The organism is Polaromonas sp. P1_F9, from assembly GCF_056405615.1.
Genome location: NZ_JBFUBT010000002.1, coordinates 491623 through 510316, shown reverse-complemented (window position 1 = coordinate 510316; position 18694 = coordinate 491623). Strand labels below are relative to the sequence as shown.

The 18694-nt window shown below is 62.2% G+C and carries 17 protein-coding genes; 6 read left to right on the top strand and 11 right to left on the bottom strand.

Features of this window, described 5'->3' with window-relative positions:
- Positions 1 to 12: 12 nt before the first annotated feature.
- From AC1DYR_RS07675 to AC1DYR_RS07660, 4 genes are read left to right on the top strand one after another with little or no spacing between them, the layout of a single operon-like run.
- A complete protein-coding gene (locus tag AC1DYR_RS07675) occupies positions 13 to 768 on the top strand; it encodes an SDR family oxidoreductase (protein ID WP_477704563.1) in 756 nt (251 codons plus the stop codon).
- 36 nt (positions 769 to 804) lie between these two features.
- Complete coding sequence (locus AC1DYR_RS07670) at positions 805 to 1851, top strand: L-idonate 5-dehydrogenase (protein ID WP_477704562.1); 1047 nt, start codon at positions 805 to 807, stop codon at positions 1849 to 1851.
- 37 nt (positions 1852 to 1888) lie between these two features.
- A complete protein-coding gene (locus AC1DYR_RS07665) occupies positions 1889 to 2272 on the top strand; it encodes a cupin domain-containing protein (protein WP_477704561.1) in 384 nt (127 codons plus the stop codon).
- A gap of 9 nt (positions 2273 to 2281) precedes the next feature.
- Positions 2282 to 3031, top strand: a complete 750-nt coding sequence (locus tag AC1DYR_RS07660) for a FadR/GntR family transcriptional regulator (protein WP_457279256.1) — start codon at positions 2282 to 2284, stop codon at positions 3029 to 3031.
- Positions 3032 to 3038: 7 nt separating this feature from the next.
- Here the strand turns inward: AC1DYR_RS07660 and AC1DYR_RS07655 are convergent, their stop codons facing one another.
- Together AC1DYR_RS07655 and AC1DYR_RS07650 are read right to left on the bottom strand one after the other, a co-directional pair.
- Entirely contained in the window at positions 3039 to 3665 is a 627-nt protein-coding gene (locus AC1DYR_RS07655) for a Rossmann-fold NAD(P)-binding domain-containing protein (RefSeq protein WP_477704560.1), read from the bottom strand.
- Positions 3607 to 5328, bottom strand: coding sequence for a DEAD/DEAH box helicase (locus AC1DYR_RS07650; RefSeq protein WP_477704559.1), 1722 nt, complete (start codon positions 5326 to 5328; stop codon positions 3607 to 3609). Before AC1DYR_RS07650 ends, AC1DYR_RS07655 begins: the two co-directional genes overlap by 59 nt.
- A 369-nt stretch (positions 5329 to 5697) precedes the next feature.
- Here AC1DYR_RS07650 and ettA point away from each other — a divergent pair, with 369 nt between their 5' ends.
- Together ettA and AC1DYR_RS07640 are read left to right on the top strand one after the other, a co-directional pair.
- Positions 5698 to 7359: an energy-dependent translational throttle protein EttA gene (gene ettA, locus AC1DYR_RS07645; protein ID WP_477704558.1), complete on the top strand. Its 1662-nt coding sequence runs from the start codon at positions 5698 to 5700 to the stop codon at positions 7357 to 7359.
- Positions 7360 to 7500: 141 nt separating this feature from the next.
- Positions 7501 to 8037 carry a DUF1415 domain-containing protein gene (locus AC1DYR_RS07640; protein ID WP_477704557.1) on the top strand — a complete coding sequence of 179 codons (537 nt, stop codon included), beginning with the start codon at positions 7501 to 7503 and terminating at the stop codon, positions 8035 to 8037.
- A 10-nt stretch (positions 8038 to 8047) separates the two neighbouring features.
- Here the strand turns inward: AC1DYR_RS07640 and AC1DYR_RS07635 are convergent, their stop codons facing one another.
- The 9 genes from AC1DYR_RS07635 to AC1DYR_RS07595 form a co-directional block, all read right to left on the bottom strand.
- On the bottom strand, positions 8048 to 8413 hold the full coding sequence (locus tag AC1DYR_RS07635) for a response regulator transcription factor (RefSeq protein ID WP_477704556.1): 366 nt from the start codon (positions 8411 to 8413) through the stop codon (positions 8048 to 8050).
- A gap of 165 nt (positions 8414 to 8578) precedes the next feature.
- Complete coding sequence (locus AC1DYR_RS07630) at positions 8579 to 10402, bottom strand: sensor histidine kinase (protein ID WP_477704555.1); 1824 nt, start codon at positions 10400 to 10402, stop codon at positions 8579 to 8581.
- 14 nt (positions 10403 to 10416) lie between these two features.
- Positions 10417 to 11514: a M14 family metallopeptidase gene (locus AC1DYR_RS07625; protein WP_477704554.1), complete on the bottom strand. Its 1098-nt coding sequence runs from the start codon at positions 11512 to 11514 to the stop codon at positions 10417 to 10419.
- 16 nt (positions 11515 to 11530) lie between these two features.
- Entirely contained in the window at positions 11531 to 12745 is a 1215-nt protein-coding gene (locus tag AC1DYR_RS07620; protein ID WP_477704553.1) for a M20 aminoacylase family protein, read from the bottom strand.
- Positions 12746 to 12825: 80 nt separating this feature from the next.
- Positions 12826 to 13866 carry an ABC transporter ATP-binding protein gene (locus AC1DYR_RS07615; protein ID WP_477704552.1) on the bottom strand — a complete coding sequence of 347 codons (1041 nt, stop codon included), beginning with the start codon at positions 13864 to 13866 and terminating at the stop codon, positions 12826 to 12828.
- Positions 13863 to 14840 carry an ABC transporter ATP-binding protein gene (locus tag AC1DYR_RS07610; RefSeq protein ID WP_477704551.1) on the bottom strand — a complete coding sequence of 326 codons (978 nt, stop codon included), beginning with the start codon at positions 14838 to 14840 and terminating at the stop codon, positions 13863 to 13865. The genes AC1DYR_RS07615 and AC1DYR_RS07610 overlap by 4 nt, the downstream gene beginning before the upstream one ends.
- Before the next feature lie 128 nt (positions 14841 to 14968).
- A complete protein-coding gene (locus AC1DYR_RS07605; protein WP_477704550.1) occupies positions 14969 to 15886 on the bottom strand; it encodes an ABC transporter permease in 918 nt (305 codons plus the stop codon).
- A 147-nt stretch (positions 15887 to 16033) separates the two neighbouring features.
- Positions 16034 to 17617 carry an ABC transporter substrate-binding protein gene (locus tag AC1DYR_RS07600; protein WP_477704549.1) on the bottom strand — a complete coding sequence of 528 codons (1584 nt, stop codon included), beginning with the start codon at positions 17615 to 17617 and terminating at the stop codon, positions 16034 to 16036.
- Positions 17618 to 17689: 72 nt separating this feature from the next.
- Positions 17690 to 18670 (bottom strand): ABC transporter permease, encoded by a 981-nt coding sequence (locus AC1DYR_RS07595; protein ID WP_477704548.1) that lies wholly within the window; start codon positions 18668 to 18670, stop codon positions 17690 to 17692.
- Positions 18671 to 18694: the final 24 nt, after the last annotated feature.

Sequence of the window (18694 nt, the reverse complement as noted above, 5' to 3'; positions counted from 1 at the left end):
ATGGCTGCAGGCATGTTCAGTCTTGATGGTCGGCTGGCGCTGGTGACGGGGTCTTCTGGCGGCATCGGTTTTGCGCTGGCGCGTGGGCTGGGCCATGCCGGCGCTGCCGTGGTGCTTAACGGCCGTGACAGCCTCAAGCTGGAGCAAGCTGCGAGCAAGCTGCGAAGCGAAGGGTTGACTATTCACACGCGCGCATTTGATGTGACTCAGGCATCGGCCGCGCAGACCGCAGTCGATGACATTGAATCGTCAATAGGCCCTGTTCATATTCTGGTGAACAACGCCGGCATGCAGCGACGCATGGCCCTGCAGGACTTTCCGGTTGAAGATTGGCATGAGTTGATGCGCACCAACGTCGACAGTGTTTTTTTTGTCGGACAGGCGGTAGCCCGAAAAATGATTGAGCGCCGCAGCGGCAAGATCATCAACATCTGTTCGGTACAAAGTGAACTGGGCCGACCGAACATCGCGCCTTATATGGCCAGCAAGGGCGCGGTCAAGATGCTGACCAAGGGCATGGCGATTGACTGGGGCCCCTATGGCATTCAGGTCAATGGCTTGGGCCCCGGTTACTTCAAGACCGAACTGACAGAAAAGCTGGTGGCCGATGAGCAGTTCAGCGCCTGGCTTACCGCGCGAACGCCCAGCAGGCGCTGGGGCGAAGTGGCGGAACTGGCCGGCGCGGCCGTGTTCCTGGCCAGCGATGCCTCCAGCTTTGTCAATGGCCATGTTTTGTATGTCGACGGCGGGGTGACGGCGACGCTGTGAAGCCGCCGCCAGCCCGCGCAACCAGGGAAAAACATCATGCGTGGACTTGTCTGTCATGCACCCCTAGACCTGCGTCTTGACGCGCTGGATACCGAACACCTGGGTCCGAAGCAGTTGCGGGTACGGGTGGCTTTCGGCGGAATCTGCGGCTCCGACCTGCACTACTTCCAGCACGGCGGCTTCGGCACGGTGCGTATCAAGGAGCCGATGGTGCTGGGCCATGAGGTGTCGGGCGTCGTTGAGGCCGTGGGCAGTGAGGTTAACGGCCTGCGCGCCGGCCAGCGCATCGCGATTTCACCGTCTCGGCCTTGCGGTGTTTGCCGCTTCTGCCAGCAAGGCCTGCACAACCATTGCACGGACATGCGCTTTTACGGCAGCGCGATGCGCTTTCCGCACATCCAGGGTGCTTTCCGCGAAACCCTGGTCATAGAGGCCGCCCAGGCGCATCCGGTGGCTGACGACCTACCCTTGTCCGAGGCCGCGCTGGCCGAGCCCCTGTCGGTAGGCTTGCACGCCATTTCGAGGGCCGGCTCGGTGTTCGGCAAGCAGGTGCTGGTCACCGGTTGCGGACCCATAGGCGCCTTGCTGATCGCCGGCCTGCGCCGCGCGGGTGCGGCCCGCATCGTCGCGGCCGACATTGCCGAGCTTCCCCTTGCCTGCGCCAAAAAAATGGGCGCTGACCAGACCATCAACCTGGCCCGGGAACCCGACGCCCTGACGGCCTTCGCCGCCGGCAAGGGGCAGTTCGATGTGATGTTCGAGGCCTCGGGCAATGAGAAAGCCCTGGTCGCCGGCCTGGATGTGGTGGTGCCGCGCGGCGTCATCGTAACGGTGGGCCTGGGCGGCAATATCTCCCTGCCGCTCAACACCCTGGTCGCCAAGGAACTCGAGTTGCGCGGCACCTTCCGCTTCCATTCCGAATTCGCCGTGGCGGTGGCCTTTCTGAACCAGCGGCTCATTGACGGGCGGCCCGTCATCACCGACATCGTCGCCTTCGACCAGGCCGCGCATGCCTTTACACTCGCCGGCGACAAGCGTCAATCCATGAAAGTGCAAATCGCCTTCGGCGGCGAAACTTCATGAGGCGCCTGCTTTTCATATCCATTCACCGGAGTCCCTTGTGACCGTTTTCCCCAAAGTCATTCTTTACACCGATACCGACGGTCGGGCCAAATTCCGGGAAGAGGCGATCCCGCTCGGCGAAGGCTCGCCGCGGGCCATGCTGTCTACGTTGTTTGCTTCGGGCGGTTACCAGTTGCGCCACAGCCCGCCGGGGTTTCGCAGCCAGTTCCATTGCACGCCGAACCCGCAGTGGGTGTTCATCCTGGGTGGCGAGATGGAAATCGGCCTGCAGGGCGGTGTCTCACGCGTCTTCAAGCCGGGCCAGCATTTCTACTCGGCCGACGTGCTGCCGGCCGGAGCCACCTTTGACCCGGCCCTGCACGGCCACTGGAGCCGCCAGGTCGGGCTGGACCCGCTGGTCACACTGTTTGTGCGTGGTTAAGGCAACACCATGGCCACCATGAAAAACGTCCACGGCAACACGGTTGACCATATCGGGGAAGCCATTGTCGCGGGGCGTTATGCCGCAGGCATGTCGATGCCACCTGAGCCTATTCTTTGTGAAGAGCTTGGCGTGAGCCGCACGGTGGTGCGCGAAGCGGTCAAGTCGTTGATCGCCAAGGGCCTTGTCACCACCGGGCCCAAAGTGGGCACCCGCGTGCTGACCGAGGAGCACTGGAATTGGTTCGATCCCGACGTCATCGCCTGGAAGGCCAAGGCCGGCATCACACCCGAATTTCTGCGTGACCTGCTTGAGTTGCGGCGCCTGGTGGAGCCTGCTGCCGTACGCATGGCAGCCGAGCGGGCAACAGCGGCGGAGGTCGCCGAAATCGAGGATGCCTACGCAGGCATGAAGCGTGCCATTGAAGGCGGCGGCGACTATGTCACCTACGATCTGCGCTTTCACCAGGGACTGTTGCGGGCCGCCCATAACCGCATGCTTGTCCAGATGAGCAAGGCCTTGAGTGCGCTGCTGCGTACCAGCTTTGAGATTTCCACGAGCCGCAAGGACGGGCCCAAGCTTTCACTCCCACTGCATCGTGCTGTGCTGGACGCTGTGATTGCTCGCAACCCGGCCAAAGCTGAAAAAGCGATTCTGGTCTTGATTGACGGTGCGCGCGAGGATATCGAACTGGTGCTTGGCTCGCGGCGCCGTTTGCCCAAGCTGAGCGACCCAGCCAAGCAGCTGAAAGCTGCCTGAACAGGCCCTAGCTTTGCTGCATCTCGCCCGACAGCACCACGTGTTGGCCCCGGCGAACGGCCACTTCTTCAACCAGCGTACGCGCGACGCTTTCCGATGAAACGGACTGGTAGTTGGCAGGGATCACATTGCTCAGAAGCTTGCTCAGGCCAAGTGCGATTTTTTCACCGGCGCGCGGCGCCTGACCCAAAGACTTGCGCTCACCCGCCAGGAATGAGGGCCGCACCACCACCAGAGTGGAAAAGCCTAGCAGTGCGAGCGCTTCTTCCGCTTCGCCTTTAACGCGCGTGTAGAAGAGGGCGGAGTGCCAATCAGCGCCCATGGCACTGACCACACCCAGCCGCGTGGCGCCGGCAATGCGGCCAGCGTGGGCTACGGCCAGCACGGCGTCGAAATCCACTGCCCTGAAAGCTGCCTGGCTGCCGGCCGTTTTGATCGTGGTGCCCAGTGCAATAAAGACATCATCGACTGGCGGCGCTGTGAAGTCCGCGAATGAATCGGTCAGGTGCACGGCCAGCCGTGCGTCGCGTTGCGCAGGCGCGCGACGGCCCACACAGTGAACCGCCGAATAGCGCTTATCGGCCAGTAAACGAGCCAGGACCGCCTGGCCGACGAGGCCCGTTGCCCCGGCCACCAGCGCCACCCGAGCCGCCACCACCGCCGGAGCGATTGCCGCCCCGGTAGTTGCCGCGGTTGCCGCCCGTGGGCTGGCCGGAGGATGGGAAGCCGGAGGAGGCGTGGCTGGCAGGTTGCTGGTTGTCGAAGTCATTGCGTGGCTCCCTTGACTCGTTGCGGGGCGCGCGCGGCTGCTGGTCGTCGCGCTGGCGCGGCGCCTGGGCCTGCCGTGGCGGCTGGCCGTTCTGCGAATAACCGGAATTCTGGCGTGGCTGGCCTGGGTTAGGTGTGCGCGGGCCGCGGCCGCCGCCATTTCCACCACCGGCGGGGCCGCGTCCACGGGCGCTGCCGTTGCCGCCTCCGTTACCGCCGCCTGCACCGCGCGCGGGCTGTGCGCCCTTGGTGTCGCGGATGCGCTGCATCATTTCAGTACGGGCTGCTTTGGCGGCAGCCTGCATCACGTCGCGGCTAGGCGGCTTGCCCAAGCCGCCCCAAATGGTCTGGCGGCCCATGGCCAGCGGCTCGGCGCGTTCGCCGGGCTCGGCTTCAAAGCCGGGGACGATGACTTTTTCGATGTTCTGCTTGGTGAAGCGCTCGATGTCCTGCATGAAGCCTTCTTCATCCAGGCAGACCAGGCTGACGGCTTCGCCGCTGTTGCCGGCGCGGCCAGTACGGCCGATGCGGTGCACGTAGTCTTCGCTGACATTCGGGATTTCGTAGTTCACGACGTGCGGCAGCTCGTCGATGTCAATGCCGCGGGCGGCGATGTCGGTGGCCACCAAGGCGCGAATCGTTCCGCTCTTGAAATCGGCCAGGGCCTGGGTGCGGGCGGTCTGGCTCTTGTTGCCGTGCAGCGCCATCGCGGGGATGCCGTTTTTGGTCAAGTGCTCGGCCACGTTGTTGGCGCCGAACTTGGTGCGGGTGAACACCAGCACCTGGCTCCAGTTGTGCTCGTTGATGATGTGGGTCAGCAGCGCTTTTTTCTTGGCTCGCCCGACGGGATGGATCGTCTGCGTGATGCGCTGCACCGTGGTGTTGCGCGGCGTGACCTGGATGGATTCGGGGTTTTTGAGCAGGCCGTTGGCCAGCTCGCGGATTTCATCGCTGAAGGTCGCGCTGAACAGCAGCGATTGTTTCTGCTTGGGCACCAGGGCCAACACTTTTTTGATGTCGTGGATGAAGCCCATGTCCAGCATGCGGTCGGCTTCGTCGAGCACGAGGATTTGCACCTGGCTCAGGTCCAGTGTGCCCTGGCTCGCGTGGTCCAGCAGGCGGCCAGGAGTGGCGACCAGGATGTCGACGCCGCGGCGCAGTTTTTCAATTTGGGCGCCCATGCCGACGCCGCCGAACATTACCATTGAGGTGAGGTCGGTGTATTTGCCGTATGTGCGGACGCTTTCTTCGACCTGGGCCGCGAGTTCGCGGGTGGGTGTCATGATCAGGGCGCGTACGGCGTTGACGCCGCGGCGGTTGGTCAGGCGTGCTTCTGTGGACAAGCGCTGCAGCAAGGGCAGCGTAAAGGCAGCGGTCTTGCCGGTGCCGGTCTGGGCGCCGCCCAGCAGGTCCACGCCTTTGAGCACGGCGGGGATCGCCTGGGCCTGGATGGGGGTGGGGGTGTCGTAGCCTTGCTCGAGCACGGCCTTCAGAATGGCCGGAGCCAGATTCAATTCTTCAAATGTCATGATGTTGCGCCTGGGTGGCGCTTTAGATCGGCCTGTTGGGCGCCTTGTTGAAAGGCAAACCCGCCAGTCAAAGGCAGATGGGGTCAGAAAGTGGGCCAAAAACACCGTAAGCAGCCACTTGAAGCGGTACCCGGATGTGCCCAAATGTTGAAGGCAACTGGAACCAGCAACGCCTGTATTGTCGCACAGCAACGATAATGGAGGCATTCACGCATAAAACACGCTTTGCCAAAAGGCGGTTGCGCCCAGGCGCGGCGTGTCGTTCCAGCCCGCAAGAAAGCCTGCTGACAGCCTGTAGAAATAGCATGTACAGGCGGCAAGCAGCCCGTTTTCGTGCATTGTTTTTCATTTTTACCAAAGTTAATCCTGATGGCTCAGTACGTATTTACCATGAACAAGGTCGGCAAAATCGTGCCGCCCAAGCGCCATATCCTTAAAGAGGTGTCGCTCAGTTTCTTCCCGGGCGCAAAGATCGGCGTGCTGGGCACCAACGGTTCCGGCAAGTCCACACTGCTCAAGATCATGGCCGGCCTGGACACGGAAATCGAGGGTGAAGCCACCCCTATGCCGGGCCTGAACATCGGCTACCTGCCGCAGGAACCCAAGCTGGACCCCGAGCACACGGTGCGTGAAAGCGTGGAAGCCGGCATGGGCGCGGTATTTGCCGCCAAGGCCCAGCTCGAAGCCGTGTACACGGCCTACGGGGAGCCCGATGCCGACTTCGATGCGCTGGCCGCCGAGCAGGCCCGCCTGGAAGCCATCATTGCCACCGCAGGCACCGATTCCGAGCACCAGCTTGAAATCGCCGCCGACGCGCTGCGCCTGCCGCCCTGGGACGCCAAGATCGGCGTGTTGTCGGGCGGCGAAAAACGCCGGGTCGCCCTTTGCGCGCTGCTGCTGTCCAAACCCGACATGCTGCTGCTTGACGAACCCACCAATCACCTGGACGCAGAATCGGTGGACTGGCTAGAGCAGTTCCTGCAGCGCTTTTCAGGCACTGTGGTGGCCATCACTCATGACCGCTACTTCCTTGACAACGCCGCCGAGTGGATCCTGGAGCTGGACCGCGGCCACGGCATCCCCTGGAAGGGCAACTACAGCAGCTGGCTGGACCAGAAGGGCGAGCGCCTGGCCCAAGAGCAAAAGGGCGAGGAAGCCCGCGCCAAGGCCCTGAAAAAGGAACTCGAATGGTCGCGCCAGAACCCCAAGGCGCGCCAGGCCAAGAGCAAGTCGCGCCTGGCCCGTTTTGAGGAACTCTCCGATTTCGAATACCAGCAGCGCAACGAAACCCAGGAAATCTTCATCCCCGTGGCCGAGCGCCTGGGCAATGAAGTCATTGAATTCAAGAACGTCAGCAAGTCCTTCGGCGACCGCCTGCTAATCGACAATCTGAGCTTCCAGGTGCCCGCGGGCGCCATCGTCGGCATTATCGGCCCCAACGGCGCGGGTAAATCCACGCTGTTCAAGCTGATCGCCGGCAAGGAAACACCGGACAGCGGCGAAGTTGCCATTGGCAAGACCGCGCGCATGGCCTTCGTCGACCAGCACCGCGACGACCTGGCCAATGAAAAGACCGTCTGGGAAGACATCTCCGGCGGCCTGGACATGTTGACCGTCGGCAAGTTCACCATGCCCAGCCGCGCCTATGCCGGCCGCTTCAACTTCAACGGCGCCGACCAGCAAAAGCGCGTCGGCATGCTGTCGGGCGGTGAGCGCGGGCGTTTGCACCTGGCCAAGACCTTGATCGCGGGCGGCAACGTGCTGATGCTTGACGAACCCTCCAACGACCTGGACGTGGAAACCCTGCGCGCGCTCGAAGACGCGCTGCTGGAGTTCGCCGGCTCGGTGCTGGTGATCAGCCATGACCGCTGGTTCCTCGACCGTATCGCGACCCACATCCTGGCCGCCGAAGGCGACAGCCAGTGGACCTTCTTCAACGGCAACTACCAGGAGTACGAAGCTGACAAGAAGAAGCGTCTGGGTGAAGAGGGTGCCAAGCCGAAGCGTGTGCGGTTCAAGGCACTTCACTGAGCCCCCACGGTCGCTCACTGCGTGTAGCTTCCTGCCCCCCGAGGGGGCCGCTGCGCCTGCGGTCTGGCAAAGCCAGTCCCGCGGCCCCTGCTTGGTTGAAGAGCTCTCGTGCACGTTGCGTGTAGCTCCCTGGAGATAGTGATGACCGACGACGAAGTCCTTGCCCAAACCCGCCACTGGCTCGAAAAAGCCGTGATCGGGCTTAACCTGTGCCCGTTCGCCAAGGCGGTCTACGTCAAGAACCAGGTCCGTCTGGTGGTAAGTCATGCGAAACATGCGGACGGCCTGCTCGAGGAGCTGGATCGCGAACTGGACCTGCTGGCGGCGACGCCGGCCGAAGAGGTCGACACTACGCTGCTGATTCACCCCACGCTGTTTGATGATTTCCTGGACTTCAACGATTTCCTGGAAATCGCCGAAGGCGTGGTGGATGAGCATGACCTCGAAGGCGTGATCCAGCTGGCGAGCTTTCACCCGCAGTTCCAGTTCGATGGCACCGAGCCCGGCGACATTGGCAACTACACGAACCGCGCGCCCTTTGCCATCCTGCATTTGCTGCGCGAGGAAAGCGTGGCACGGGCCGTGGAGGCGTTTCCCGAGGCTGAGGCCATCTTTGAGCAGAACATCGCGACGCTCGAAAAGCTGGGCCGCGCGGGCTGGAAGGCGCTGGGCCTATAACGCTGAGGCCTTATTTGGGCAAGTGCTGTTTGAGCACCGCTTGCAGCTGCGCGAAGTTAAAGGGCTTGGTCACATAGCCGCTGGCACCCAGGCGCAGAGCTTCCTCCAGCCGCTCTGACTCCGCGCTGGCCGACAGGAACACAAAGGGCACCTGCTTGAGGGCGGGTTCCGATTGCAGCGCGGCCAGAACTTCCATGCCGTTCATCAGCGGCATCATCACATCGCAAAAAATCAGGTCCGGTTGCTGCTCCCTGGCCACTTGCAGGCCGGCATGGCCGTCTGCCGCTGCCAGGCCTTCGTGGCCCTCCAGCCGGACAAAGCGCAGGAGGTTGTCCCGGATATGGGATTCATCTTCAATCACCAGAATGCGCGCCATTTTTCTTTCGCATTGAAGGCCCTGCATTTCATCGTTGGCGGGGCTGATTTCCCTGAACCACCCGGCAGGCTCTGTGGCGGTGCCGGGCTGGTGTCCATCTTATAGCCTTAACCCGGTTTCCCCAATCTGCCCGGTGCGCGGGCTGGTTTGGCCAGGTTCCGTGACTCAAATCGTGACGGTAAAGCGCGTGCCCTGGCCCACGACGCTGGTGACGTTGATGTGGCCGCCGTGCAGGTCAACCGAATTTTTGACGATGGCCAGCCCTAGGCCCGTGCCCTGGATTTCGCCGACATTGCTGGCCCGGTGGAACCATTCGAAGAGGTGGGGAAGCTCTTCGGCCGGAATGCCTATGCCCTGGTCCGCTACCTCAAAGGCCACACGTCCCTCCGACGAAAACACACGGAAAGAGACTTTTCCGCCTTGTGGTGAATACTTGATGGCGTTTGACAGCAGGTTGCCAAAAATATGGCGCAGCAGCTTCTCATCAAAAAGCCCGACCTCCGGCCGCGCCTCGAATTCCAGGGCCAGCTCGCAGCCCGCCTCTGAATGCTGGATGCGCGCATCCTCCACAAGGTTCTGGCAAAGCAGTTGCAGATTGATCTCCGCCGGCTGGAACGCCAGCATTTGGGCCTCCACCTTGCCCAGCAGCAGCACGCGGTCCAGCATCTGGGTCATGCGCTGCACGCCGGTTTCTATGGTGGTGATGACCTCGGCTTTTTCGGGCTCGGGCAGGCGGTCGCCGTAGTGCTTGAGGAGTTCGGCGGACGACAGGATGAACGCCAGCGGCGTGCGGAATTCATGCGACGCCACCGAGATGAAGCGCGACTTCATGTCATTGAGCTCGGTTTGCCGCTGCAGGGTCTGGCGCTGCGTCAGTTCGGCCTGCAGGCGGGCCGTGGCGTCCACCACGAAGATGAGCGTCGCCTCGCGCTTGCCCCATTCGATCTGCACGGCGGAGAGCTCCAGCGAGCGCACCTCGCCGGCCTGGGTGATCACGCGAAACCCGTACATCGAGTCGACCTCGTCGCCCCGCAGGCGGCGCTCGTGGCGCTCTCGCATCACCGGCAAATCGTCGGGGTGGACGGTCGCGGTGTAAGGCTGGGACAGCAGGTATTCCCGCGGATGGCCCACGATGCGCTCCAGGCTGGGGTTGGCGAACACCATGCGCCCGTACTGCACCACTACCACGCCGACGCCGACGTTTTCAATCACCGTGCGGTAGCGCTCTTCGGATTTGCGTAGTTCGTCCAGCGCCTGGTAGCGCTCGATGGCGCTGCTGACGTGGTTGGCGACAAAGGACAGGATGTCGGCGTCGGTGTCGCTGTAGACCACGCCCGATTCATAGCCCTGCACCGCCAGCACGCCGCCTATGCTGCCGCGTATGTGCATGGGAACGCCCAGCCAGGAACTGAAGGTCATGTCGCCGCTGCCTTCCGTCACCTGGCCGCCGGCTTCGAGCAGCTTGAGCCGCGCCGCGTCGATGATCTGCGGCCGGCCGGTGCTCAGCACGAACTCGGTCAGCCCGCGCCGATAGGGCACGTTGCTGCGCTGCAGGGTGTCGCCGTCGCGTTCGTCCACGTAATAGGGAAAATCCTTGCGCTGCTTTTGCGCGTCATAGAGGCACACGTAGCAGTTTTTCGCGTACAGCAGCTCGCCCAGCAGGCCGTGCACCGACTGCAGGAAATCGTAGAAAGAAAGGTCGGCCGCCGCCCGTTCGGCGATGCGGTAGAACACGCGCTGCAGCGTCTCGGCTTTTTTCTGCTCCAGTGCTTCGACCTGAAGTTCGCGGGTTCGCTGTTCCAGCCACAGGTTGGCGGATGTCTCCTGCTTCTGCTTTTCAAGCTGCAAATTCCGGTAGTCGACCTCTAACGCCTGGTATTGCTGTTGCAGCTGCTTGAGCTGGAGTTGCAGGTCGGCGTCGGACGGCATGGCGCGGCTTTCGTGCTCGGGTTGAAAATAGGGCTGCTGCAATGGCTGCACCCGAGTCATTGTGCGGCCCTGGTTCAGGGGGTGTTCAGTCCGCCCACGGTCTGAAACATAGCCTGGCGCGCCTGAGCCACGATTTGTGAGCGCCATTCGTCCGTGTCGACATAAAACGCGTTCATCATTTGCCGCTTGATCGTCGCCTGTTGCTCCGCGGGCATCTCAGGATGATTGTGCAGCCAGTGGTCGGCGCGCAGGGCGGCAATGACGTCCAGAATGGGCACCGTACCGTATTCCATGGCCATGCCGGTGTATTCGGCCTGCGGGCATTCGTCGGGAACCGACGCCCACATCAAACCCGTCAGGTGCGCCGAGCTGGAGGAGCCGTCGTAAAACGAGGTGACGGGGGTGGCGCCGCCGCCGTCCCACCAGGCGCGCGCACGTGCCAGGGCTATGGGATCGTTGTCGCAGGCAAAAATGCGCTCACCAATCCCGCTTGGGCCAAGCCCTGTGTGCAGGTCCATCCAGGCGATGCGTTTAGCCCGTTGTCCGAAGGTTTGCAGCACTTCGCGCAAGGTGCGATTGCTCCACGTGGGCTCCGTCCCGCCGAAAAACATGCCATCGGCGTATTCATGCTGGCCTTGCGATACGGCCGCCTGGTAGCGTGCCACGCCACGGGTGTCAATATAGGCCGCAATGGCGGCCTGGTTTTCGCTTGTAGGGGGCCACCGCGCGGGTAGCAGCAAATCGTGGAGCTCGCGGTAAGCTTCATTGACAGGCAAGGGCTGGCCGAAGTCATGGAAGTTGCGGTTCAAGTCCACGTTTTCGTGCGTAGTGCGTCGTGCATGGGAAAAGCCGTGGGGATTGATCGCGTGAATGTAGAGCACCGCCACACCGCCCGCGCGGGCCTTGGCGCGCCATTCGGCGTCCTGTGCGGCGTACACCTGCACACCCGAGCCACAGTAGCCTTCCACGCCGTGGCAAGCGCTGCTGACGATAAAGAGCTTGTTTGCGTCAGGCGAGCCGTCCAGGGCCACGTCCATCGCGAGGGTTTCGCCGTCGCGACCCTTCAGCGGGTGTTCATAGGCGCGAAGCGCCATGCCGGCGGCGCGAGCCGTCTCGAGGAATTTGGCGCGCGCAGCCGCATAACTGGCTGAAAAAGCCGCGTGTGTGTTCATGGTGTTGTTGGCGTTGTCAGGGGCGCGCCTCAGGAACCGTGCCCAGCCAGCGCGTAGCCAGCTGGACCCAGTAGGTGCCGCCCAGGGGGATAAGGTCGTCGTTGAAGTCGTAGCTCGGATTGTGCAGTGTGCAGGGCCCTTCGCCGTGGCCCATGTCGCGGTGCGCGCCGTCACCGTTGGAAATGAAACAGTAGGCGCCGGGTTTGGCTTGCAGCATGTAGGCGAAGTCTTCGGCGCCCATGGTGGGCTCCTGCGGCAGCACGTTGGCCGGCCCCACGATGTCGCTCATCACCCGGCGTGCGAAGTCGGCCTCGGCGGCGCTGTTGACTGTGGGCGGGTAGTTGCGCGTGAACTCGAATTCGCAGCGTGCTTCAAACGCGGCACAGGTGTGTTCGGCCACTTCCTTCATGCGCTTTTCAATCATGTCCAGCACTTCAATGCTGAACGTGCGCACTGTGCCCTGCAACTCGCAGAAGTCCGGCACCACGTTGGTCGCTTCTCCGGCGTGAATCATGGTCACCGAGATGACGCCCGCATCAACCGGTTTTTTGTTACGGCTGATGATGGTCTGGAAGCCCTGCACCATCTGGCAGGCGATAGGCACAGGGTCGATGCCGAAGTGCGGCATCGCGGCGTGGCTGCCCTTGCCGCGTATAGTGATCTTGAACTCGTTGCTTGATGCCATCACTGGCCCCGCGCTGACCGCGAAAGTGCCGACAGGCGCGCCCGGCCAGTTGTGCATACCGAAGACCGCTTCGACGGGGAATTTTTCAAAGAGGCCGCCCTTGATCATCTCGCGTGCGCCGCCGCCGCCTTCCTCGGCCGGCTGGAAGATCAGGTAGACCGTGCCGTCAAAGTCTCGGTTCTGCGAGAGGTGGCGTGCCGCGGCCAGCAGCATCGCGGTGTGGCCATCATGGCCACAGGCGTGCATCTTGCCCTGCCGCGTGCTGGCATGGGGGAATTTGTTGAACTCCTGCATGGGCAGCGCGTCCATGTCGGCGCGCAGCCCCACGGTCCGGCCACAAGCGCCGCCGTCGCGGCCGTGCACGATACCGACCACGCCGGTGGTGCCCATGCCGCGGTGAATCGGGATGCCCCAGGATTCGAGCTTTTGCGCGACAATGTCGGCAGTGCGTACTTCCTGGAAACACAGTTCAGGGTGGGCGTGGATGTCGCGGCGCACGGCGGCGATGTCGGCTGCCCCGGCCAGGATGGATTCAATGATTTTCATGGCGATGTCCCCTAAGAGTACATAGTAACCAAGCCGGTTCCGTTTTGCATGACCGTGCCTGCGTTCCTGGTATTTGTTCCCTAAATCCGGCCCTCTTCAACTGCATGGCAGGCCACACGAATGCCTTGAAGGTGAAGGAACTCCGGCCGTTCGCTGCGGCAACGCTCGTTGGCATGCGGGCAGCGTGGGTGGAAAGTGCAGCCGATGGGCGGGTTCAGTGGATTGGGCACTTCGCCCGACACAGGGGTGCGGGCCCGGCCGGTGTCGTGCATCTTGGGGATGGCATCCAACAGCATGCGTGTGTAGGGATGGCGCGGTGTGTCGAACAGGCTGTGCTTGTCGGCCATCTCGACCAGGCGGCCCAGGTACATCACGCCGACTTGGTCGCTCACGTGGCGCACCACTGCGAGGTTGTGCGAGATAAAGAGGTAAGTCAGGCCGCGCTTTCGTTGCAGGTCCTTCATGATGTTGAGCACCTGCGCCTGCACGCTCACGTCCAGCGCCGAGGTCGGTTCGTCGCAGACCAGGAACTCGGGCTCCGTCGCCAGTGCGCGCGCGATCGATATGCGCTGGCGCTGCCCACCCGAGAATTGATGTGGATACTTGGGCTTGTCCAGCGCAGACAGGCCCACCGACCTCAGCAGTTCGTCCACGCGTTCCTTGAGTGCTGCGCTGTCACTCAGGATGCCGTGCTCGTGCAACGGTTCTGCGATGACGTCTTCCACCGTCCAGCGCGGGTTCAGGCTGGCATAGGGGTCCTGAAAAATCATCTGGATGCGCCTGCGCAATTGCCGGCCCTGAGGTGTCTTGAAAGTGGAATGCGCATCCTGGCCGTCAAAGGTCAATCCACCGCGCGTCGGCTCATAGAGACCCACTAGCAGGCGGGCGACGGTGCTTTTGCCGCAGCCCGATTCGCCGACCAGTGCCAGCGTCTTGCCTCTCTCGATGTCGAAGCTTACGCCGTCGACGGCCTTGAGCAGCAGGCGGGGCTTGCGCTCCAGCACGCGGTTGAGCCAGAGCGGCGACACATCGAAAGTCTTGGCCAGGTCGTGCGCCTGGACCAGCGGTTCCCCAACCTTTGCCGCATTTTGCAATACTTCGGCATTCAGGATGTCGCTCATGCGGCCACCCCCGCATGCGCGTCATGCAACCAGCACGCCGCCCGCGTGGCGCCGGCCGGCATCAGGTCCGGCCTGTCCTGGCGGCAGCGTTCAAAGGCCTTGGGGCAGCGCGGATTGAAGGCGCATCCCTGTGGGATGGCGTTCAGGCGCGGCATGGCGCCATCGATCTGATACAGGCGCTCACGCTCCACGGTAATGTCGGGAATCGCGGCCATCAGGCCCGCCGTGTAGGGATGCGAGGGGTGGTTGATCACCTGGTGCACTGGGCCTATCTCGGCGATCCGCCCGGCATACATCACGGCCACACGGTCACAGGTTTCGGCGATCACGCCCATGTCGTGGGTGATCAGCATGACGGCGGCGCCGCGCTGCCGGCAGATATTTTTGAGCAGGGTGATGATTTGTGCCTGGATCGATACGTCAAGCGCGGTGGTCGGTTCGTCGGCCACGATGAGCTTGGGCTCGGCCGCCAGCGCCAGGGCGATTACCACGCGCTGGCGCATACCGCCCGAGAACTGATGCGGGTAGTGGTCTATGCGCTGGGCGGCTGCGGGAATGCCGGTGTCATCCAGCAGTTCGATGGCGCGCGCCCGGGCTTCCTGCGTGCTGACAGGTAAATGAGCCTGGATGGTTTCCACCAATTGCCGTCCTATGGTGTAGAGCGGATTCAGCGAGGTCAGCGGATCCTGGAAGATCGCGCCTATCTTGCGCCCCCGGATGTGACGCATGCGCTCGTGGGGCAGGTTGTCGATGCGCTCGCCCTCGAGCAGGATATTGCCGCCCGCCACGCGCCCGGGCGGCTCCAGCAGGCCGATGATGGCCGCACCGGTCAGCGACTTGCCCGCGCCCGATTCACCGACCACGCCAAGGATTTCGCCAGGGGCGATGTCAAACGAGATGTCGTCCAGTGCACGCAGCGTGCCACGCCGGCCGGGAAACTCGACCACCAGGTTCTTGATTTGTAAAAGACTCATTGACGGTTCAGCTCACGAAGTGAGCGATGAGTAAGGTTTTTCCGCCGGGCCGCCCCAAGGAAAAATGCGCTCCCTCGGGGGCAGCGTAGTACACGTAGTGACAAGCGTGGGGGCATTCATTTTTCGGCCTACCTTAGACGGGGATTGAGGGCATCACGCAACCAGTCACCGAGCAGGTTCACGCTCAGCGCAATCAACACCAGCATCAGGCCCGGGAACACGGTAATCCACCACTCGCCAGAGAACAGGTAGTCGTTGCCGACACGGATCAACGTACCCAGCGAGGGTGAGGTGGGCGGCGCGCCCACACCCAGGAAGGACAGCGTGGCTTCGGTGATGATGGCGGTCGCCACCTGGATGGTGGCAAGCACCAGTACAGGCCCCATCACATTGGGCAGCACATGGCGCCGCATGATGCGCAACGGCGAGACACCGGTGACGCGTGCGGCCTGTACATATTCCTTGCTGCGTTCCACCATGGTTGATCCGCGTACCGTGCGCGCGTATTGCACCCAGCCCGACTGCCCCATCGAGATCGACAGAATCAGCACGCCCATGGCGAGGAGCTGACTCGCGTCAGGAAACACCGCACGGCCCACACCGGCGATCAGCAGCGCGACCAGGATGGGCGGAAAAGACGACATCACATCGCATACGCGCATCAGGGCCGCGTCGATCCAGCCGCCGCGAAAGCCCGCGAGCAAGCCCAGCGACACGCCAGCCAGCATGGAGAGGATGACAGAGGCCACGCCCACTATCAGTGAAATGCGCGCGCCATACATCAGCGCCGATAAAATGTCCCGCCCCTGGTCATCGGTGCCCAGCAGGTATTTCGAACTGCCCTGCGCGCTCCAGGCCGGGGGCAGGCGCGCATCGCTGAGCTCCAGTGTGCTGAGGTTGAACGGGTCGTGCGGGGCCACCCAGCCGGCAAACACCGAACAGAAAACGCAGACCAGCGCAATGGCCGCCGCAAGCATCGCAACCGGCGAGGTGCGAAAACTGTGGCCCACATCGCTGTCAAACCAGCGCGCAAGAGTTTTTGTCATCAAAAGAAAGAGCAATCCATACAACCAAAGACGAGTAAAGCGAGACCTGTGCCAGCAACAGCGCGGAACCGGCTTTGCCGGGCCGCTGCTGTTGTCCCCTGCAGGGGAGAGGCCGTTACGCGAAGCGAAAAGGCAACAGGGTGGTGCTTATTTCTTCACAGTCATCCACTTGAAGAACATGAAGTTGTCGGCCATCTGGACCAGTTCTACCTTCTTGTTCATGCCCCAGGCGAGCGACTGCTGGTGCAGCGGTATGTGGCCGATGTCGGCTCCGTGGATGTCGAACGCTTCCTTGATCATGGCATTGCGTTTGGTCTTGTCGGTTTCGGATTGGACCTTCCTGGTCAGCTCGTCAAACTTCGGATTGCAATATGCGCCCAGATTGAACTGACCGGCGCCCTTGTCGTCGACACAGGCGACCAAGGCATTCATGGCGTTGTGGGCGTCATAAGTGCCGGGTGTCCAGCCCAGCATGTAAAAGCTGGTGTCGCGACGCAAAATCTTGGGGAAATAGGTGCCTTTGGTTTCAGCCTGGAGGTTGATTTTGACGTTGATGCGTGAAAGATTGGCTGCCACAGCCTGGCAAATCCGGCTGTCGTTCACATAACGGTCGTTCGGGCAGTTCATGGACACTTCAAAGCCGCTCGCATAGCCGGCATCTGCCATCAGTTTTTTGGCGGCTTCAGGGTCGTAGGGCAAGCGCTTGTTCTGGTCGGCCTGGAACCCGTTGATACCGGGGCCGATCAGCAGCGCTGTCGGGTTGGAGCCGCCGCGCATCACGGTTTTCTTGATGCCTTCGATATCGATGGCCTGATAGAAGGCCTGGCGTACGCGCTTGTCCTTGAACGGGTTTTTGCCCTTCACGCTGGAATACAGGAGTTCGTCGCGCTTTTGGTCCATACCCAGGAAAATGGTGCGCAGCTCTGGCCCGGCCAGAACGCGGGTTGCAGCGTTGCTGTTGACGCGTTCAATATCCTGCACCGGTACGGGCTCCATGACGTCGACTTCACCGGACAGCAAGGCTGCCACGCGCGTGGCGTCGTTGCCGATGGGGGTAAAGATCACCTCCTGAACGTTGCCTTCAATCTTGCCCCAGTAGGTGCCGTTGCGGACAAAGGTGGTGCGCACATTGGGTTGACGCTCCCGCACCCGATAAGGGCCGGTGCCATTGGCACGGAAGGAAGCAGCGTTTTCAATGCCTTTACGGCGGTCCACCGGTTTGATGGCCTGGTTGGTTTCGCACCATTTCTTGCTCATGATGTAAACCAGCGTGATCACGTCGGGCAAGATGGGGAAGGGTGTTTGGGTTTCGATCTCGACCACATGGTCGTTGACCTTGCGCACTTCCTTGAAGTCGTTGGTGTAGCTCTTCATGTCCGAGCCGTCGGCCTGGGTGCGGTTAAAGCTGAACACCACGTCATCGGCGGTGAACGGCGTTCCGTCGTGAAACTGCACGCCCTTGCGCAGCTCGAAGCGCCATACGTTGGGCGAGGTTTGCTTCCAAGAAGTTGCCAGGCCAGGCGCCAGGCTCAGGTCCTTGTTGCGGATGACCAAGCCTTCATACGCATTGCCCGTCGTGCTGAGCTGCAGTGACTCGTTCAGCGAGTGCGGATCCATCGACAATGAATCGCCCTGGTTGGCGACTCGCAGGGTTTGCGCCGAAGCGATAAAACTTGTGGCCGTGAGGCCGCACAGCACAGCGGCTGAAAGCAGATTGGACTTGAATTTCATCAGGAACTCCTTGTGAAAGGGATGAGGACTTGCGGGTGTAAAAAATGAAAGAAAGGGGTGCGGCCTGCGCCATCAGTGGCCCGCGGCATTGCCGACGCGAAGCCGGGGATCGACAGCGAAATACAGCAGATCGACGACCAGGTTGATGACCACAAAAATCAGTGCAATCAGGCACAGGTAAGCGGCCATGACGGGGATGTCGGCAAAGGTCACCGCCTGGATGAACAGCAGGCCCATGCCCGGCCACTGAAACACGGTTTCGGTGATGATGGCAAAGGCGATCAGCCCGCCCAGTTGCAGACCGGTAATGGTCATTACCGGCACCAGCGTGTTGCGCAAGGCATGGCCGAAATGGATGGCCCGGTCGGGCAGGCCGCGGGCCCGTGCGAACTTGATGTAGTCGGTGCGCAATACCTCCAGCATTTCGGCGCGCACCAGCCGCATGATCAACGTGAGCTGGAAGACTGCCAGCGTCACGGCCGGCAGGACGATGTGGTGCCAGCCATCGGCCTTGAAGAGGCCCGTGCTCCACCAGCCGATCTGCACCGTCTCGCCACGGCCAAAGCTCGGGAACCAGCCCAGGCCCACGGCGAACACCAGGATCAGCAGGATGCCGATCAGGAAAGTGGGCAGTGAAACACCCAGCAGGGAGATCGTCATGAACACCTGGCTCAGGAACGAGCCACGGCGCAGCGCCGAATAGACGCCCATCGGGATACCGATGAGCAAGGCCAAAACGGCAGCCACCAGCGCCAGCTCCAGCGTGGCGGGGAAGCGTTCGGAAATCAGGCGCGACACCTTGGCGCCCTGTCGCAGGCTCAGGCCGAATTCGCCCTGCGTGGCGTTGACCAGGAAATGCCAGAACTGAACGATAAAAGGCCGGTCCAGCCCGAGGTCGGTGCGCAGTTGCCGGATCTGCGCCGGCGTGGCGTCCTGCCCCAGAAGGAACACCACCGGGTCACCGACATACTGAAAGAGCATGAAGGCAATCAAGGCGACCACGATCATCACGATCACGGCCTGGATCAGGCGGCGCAGAATAAAAGCAAGCATTGGCCAAAGAAAAGTGTCGGACGA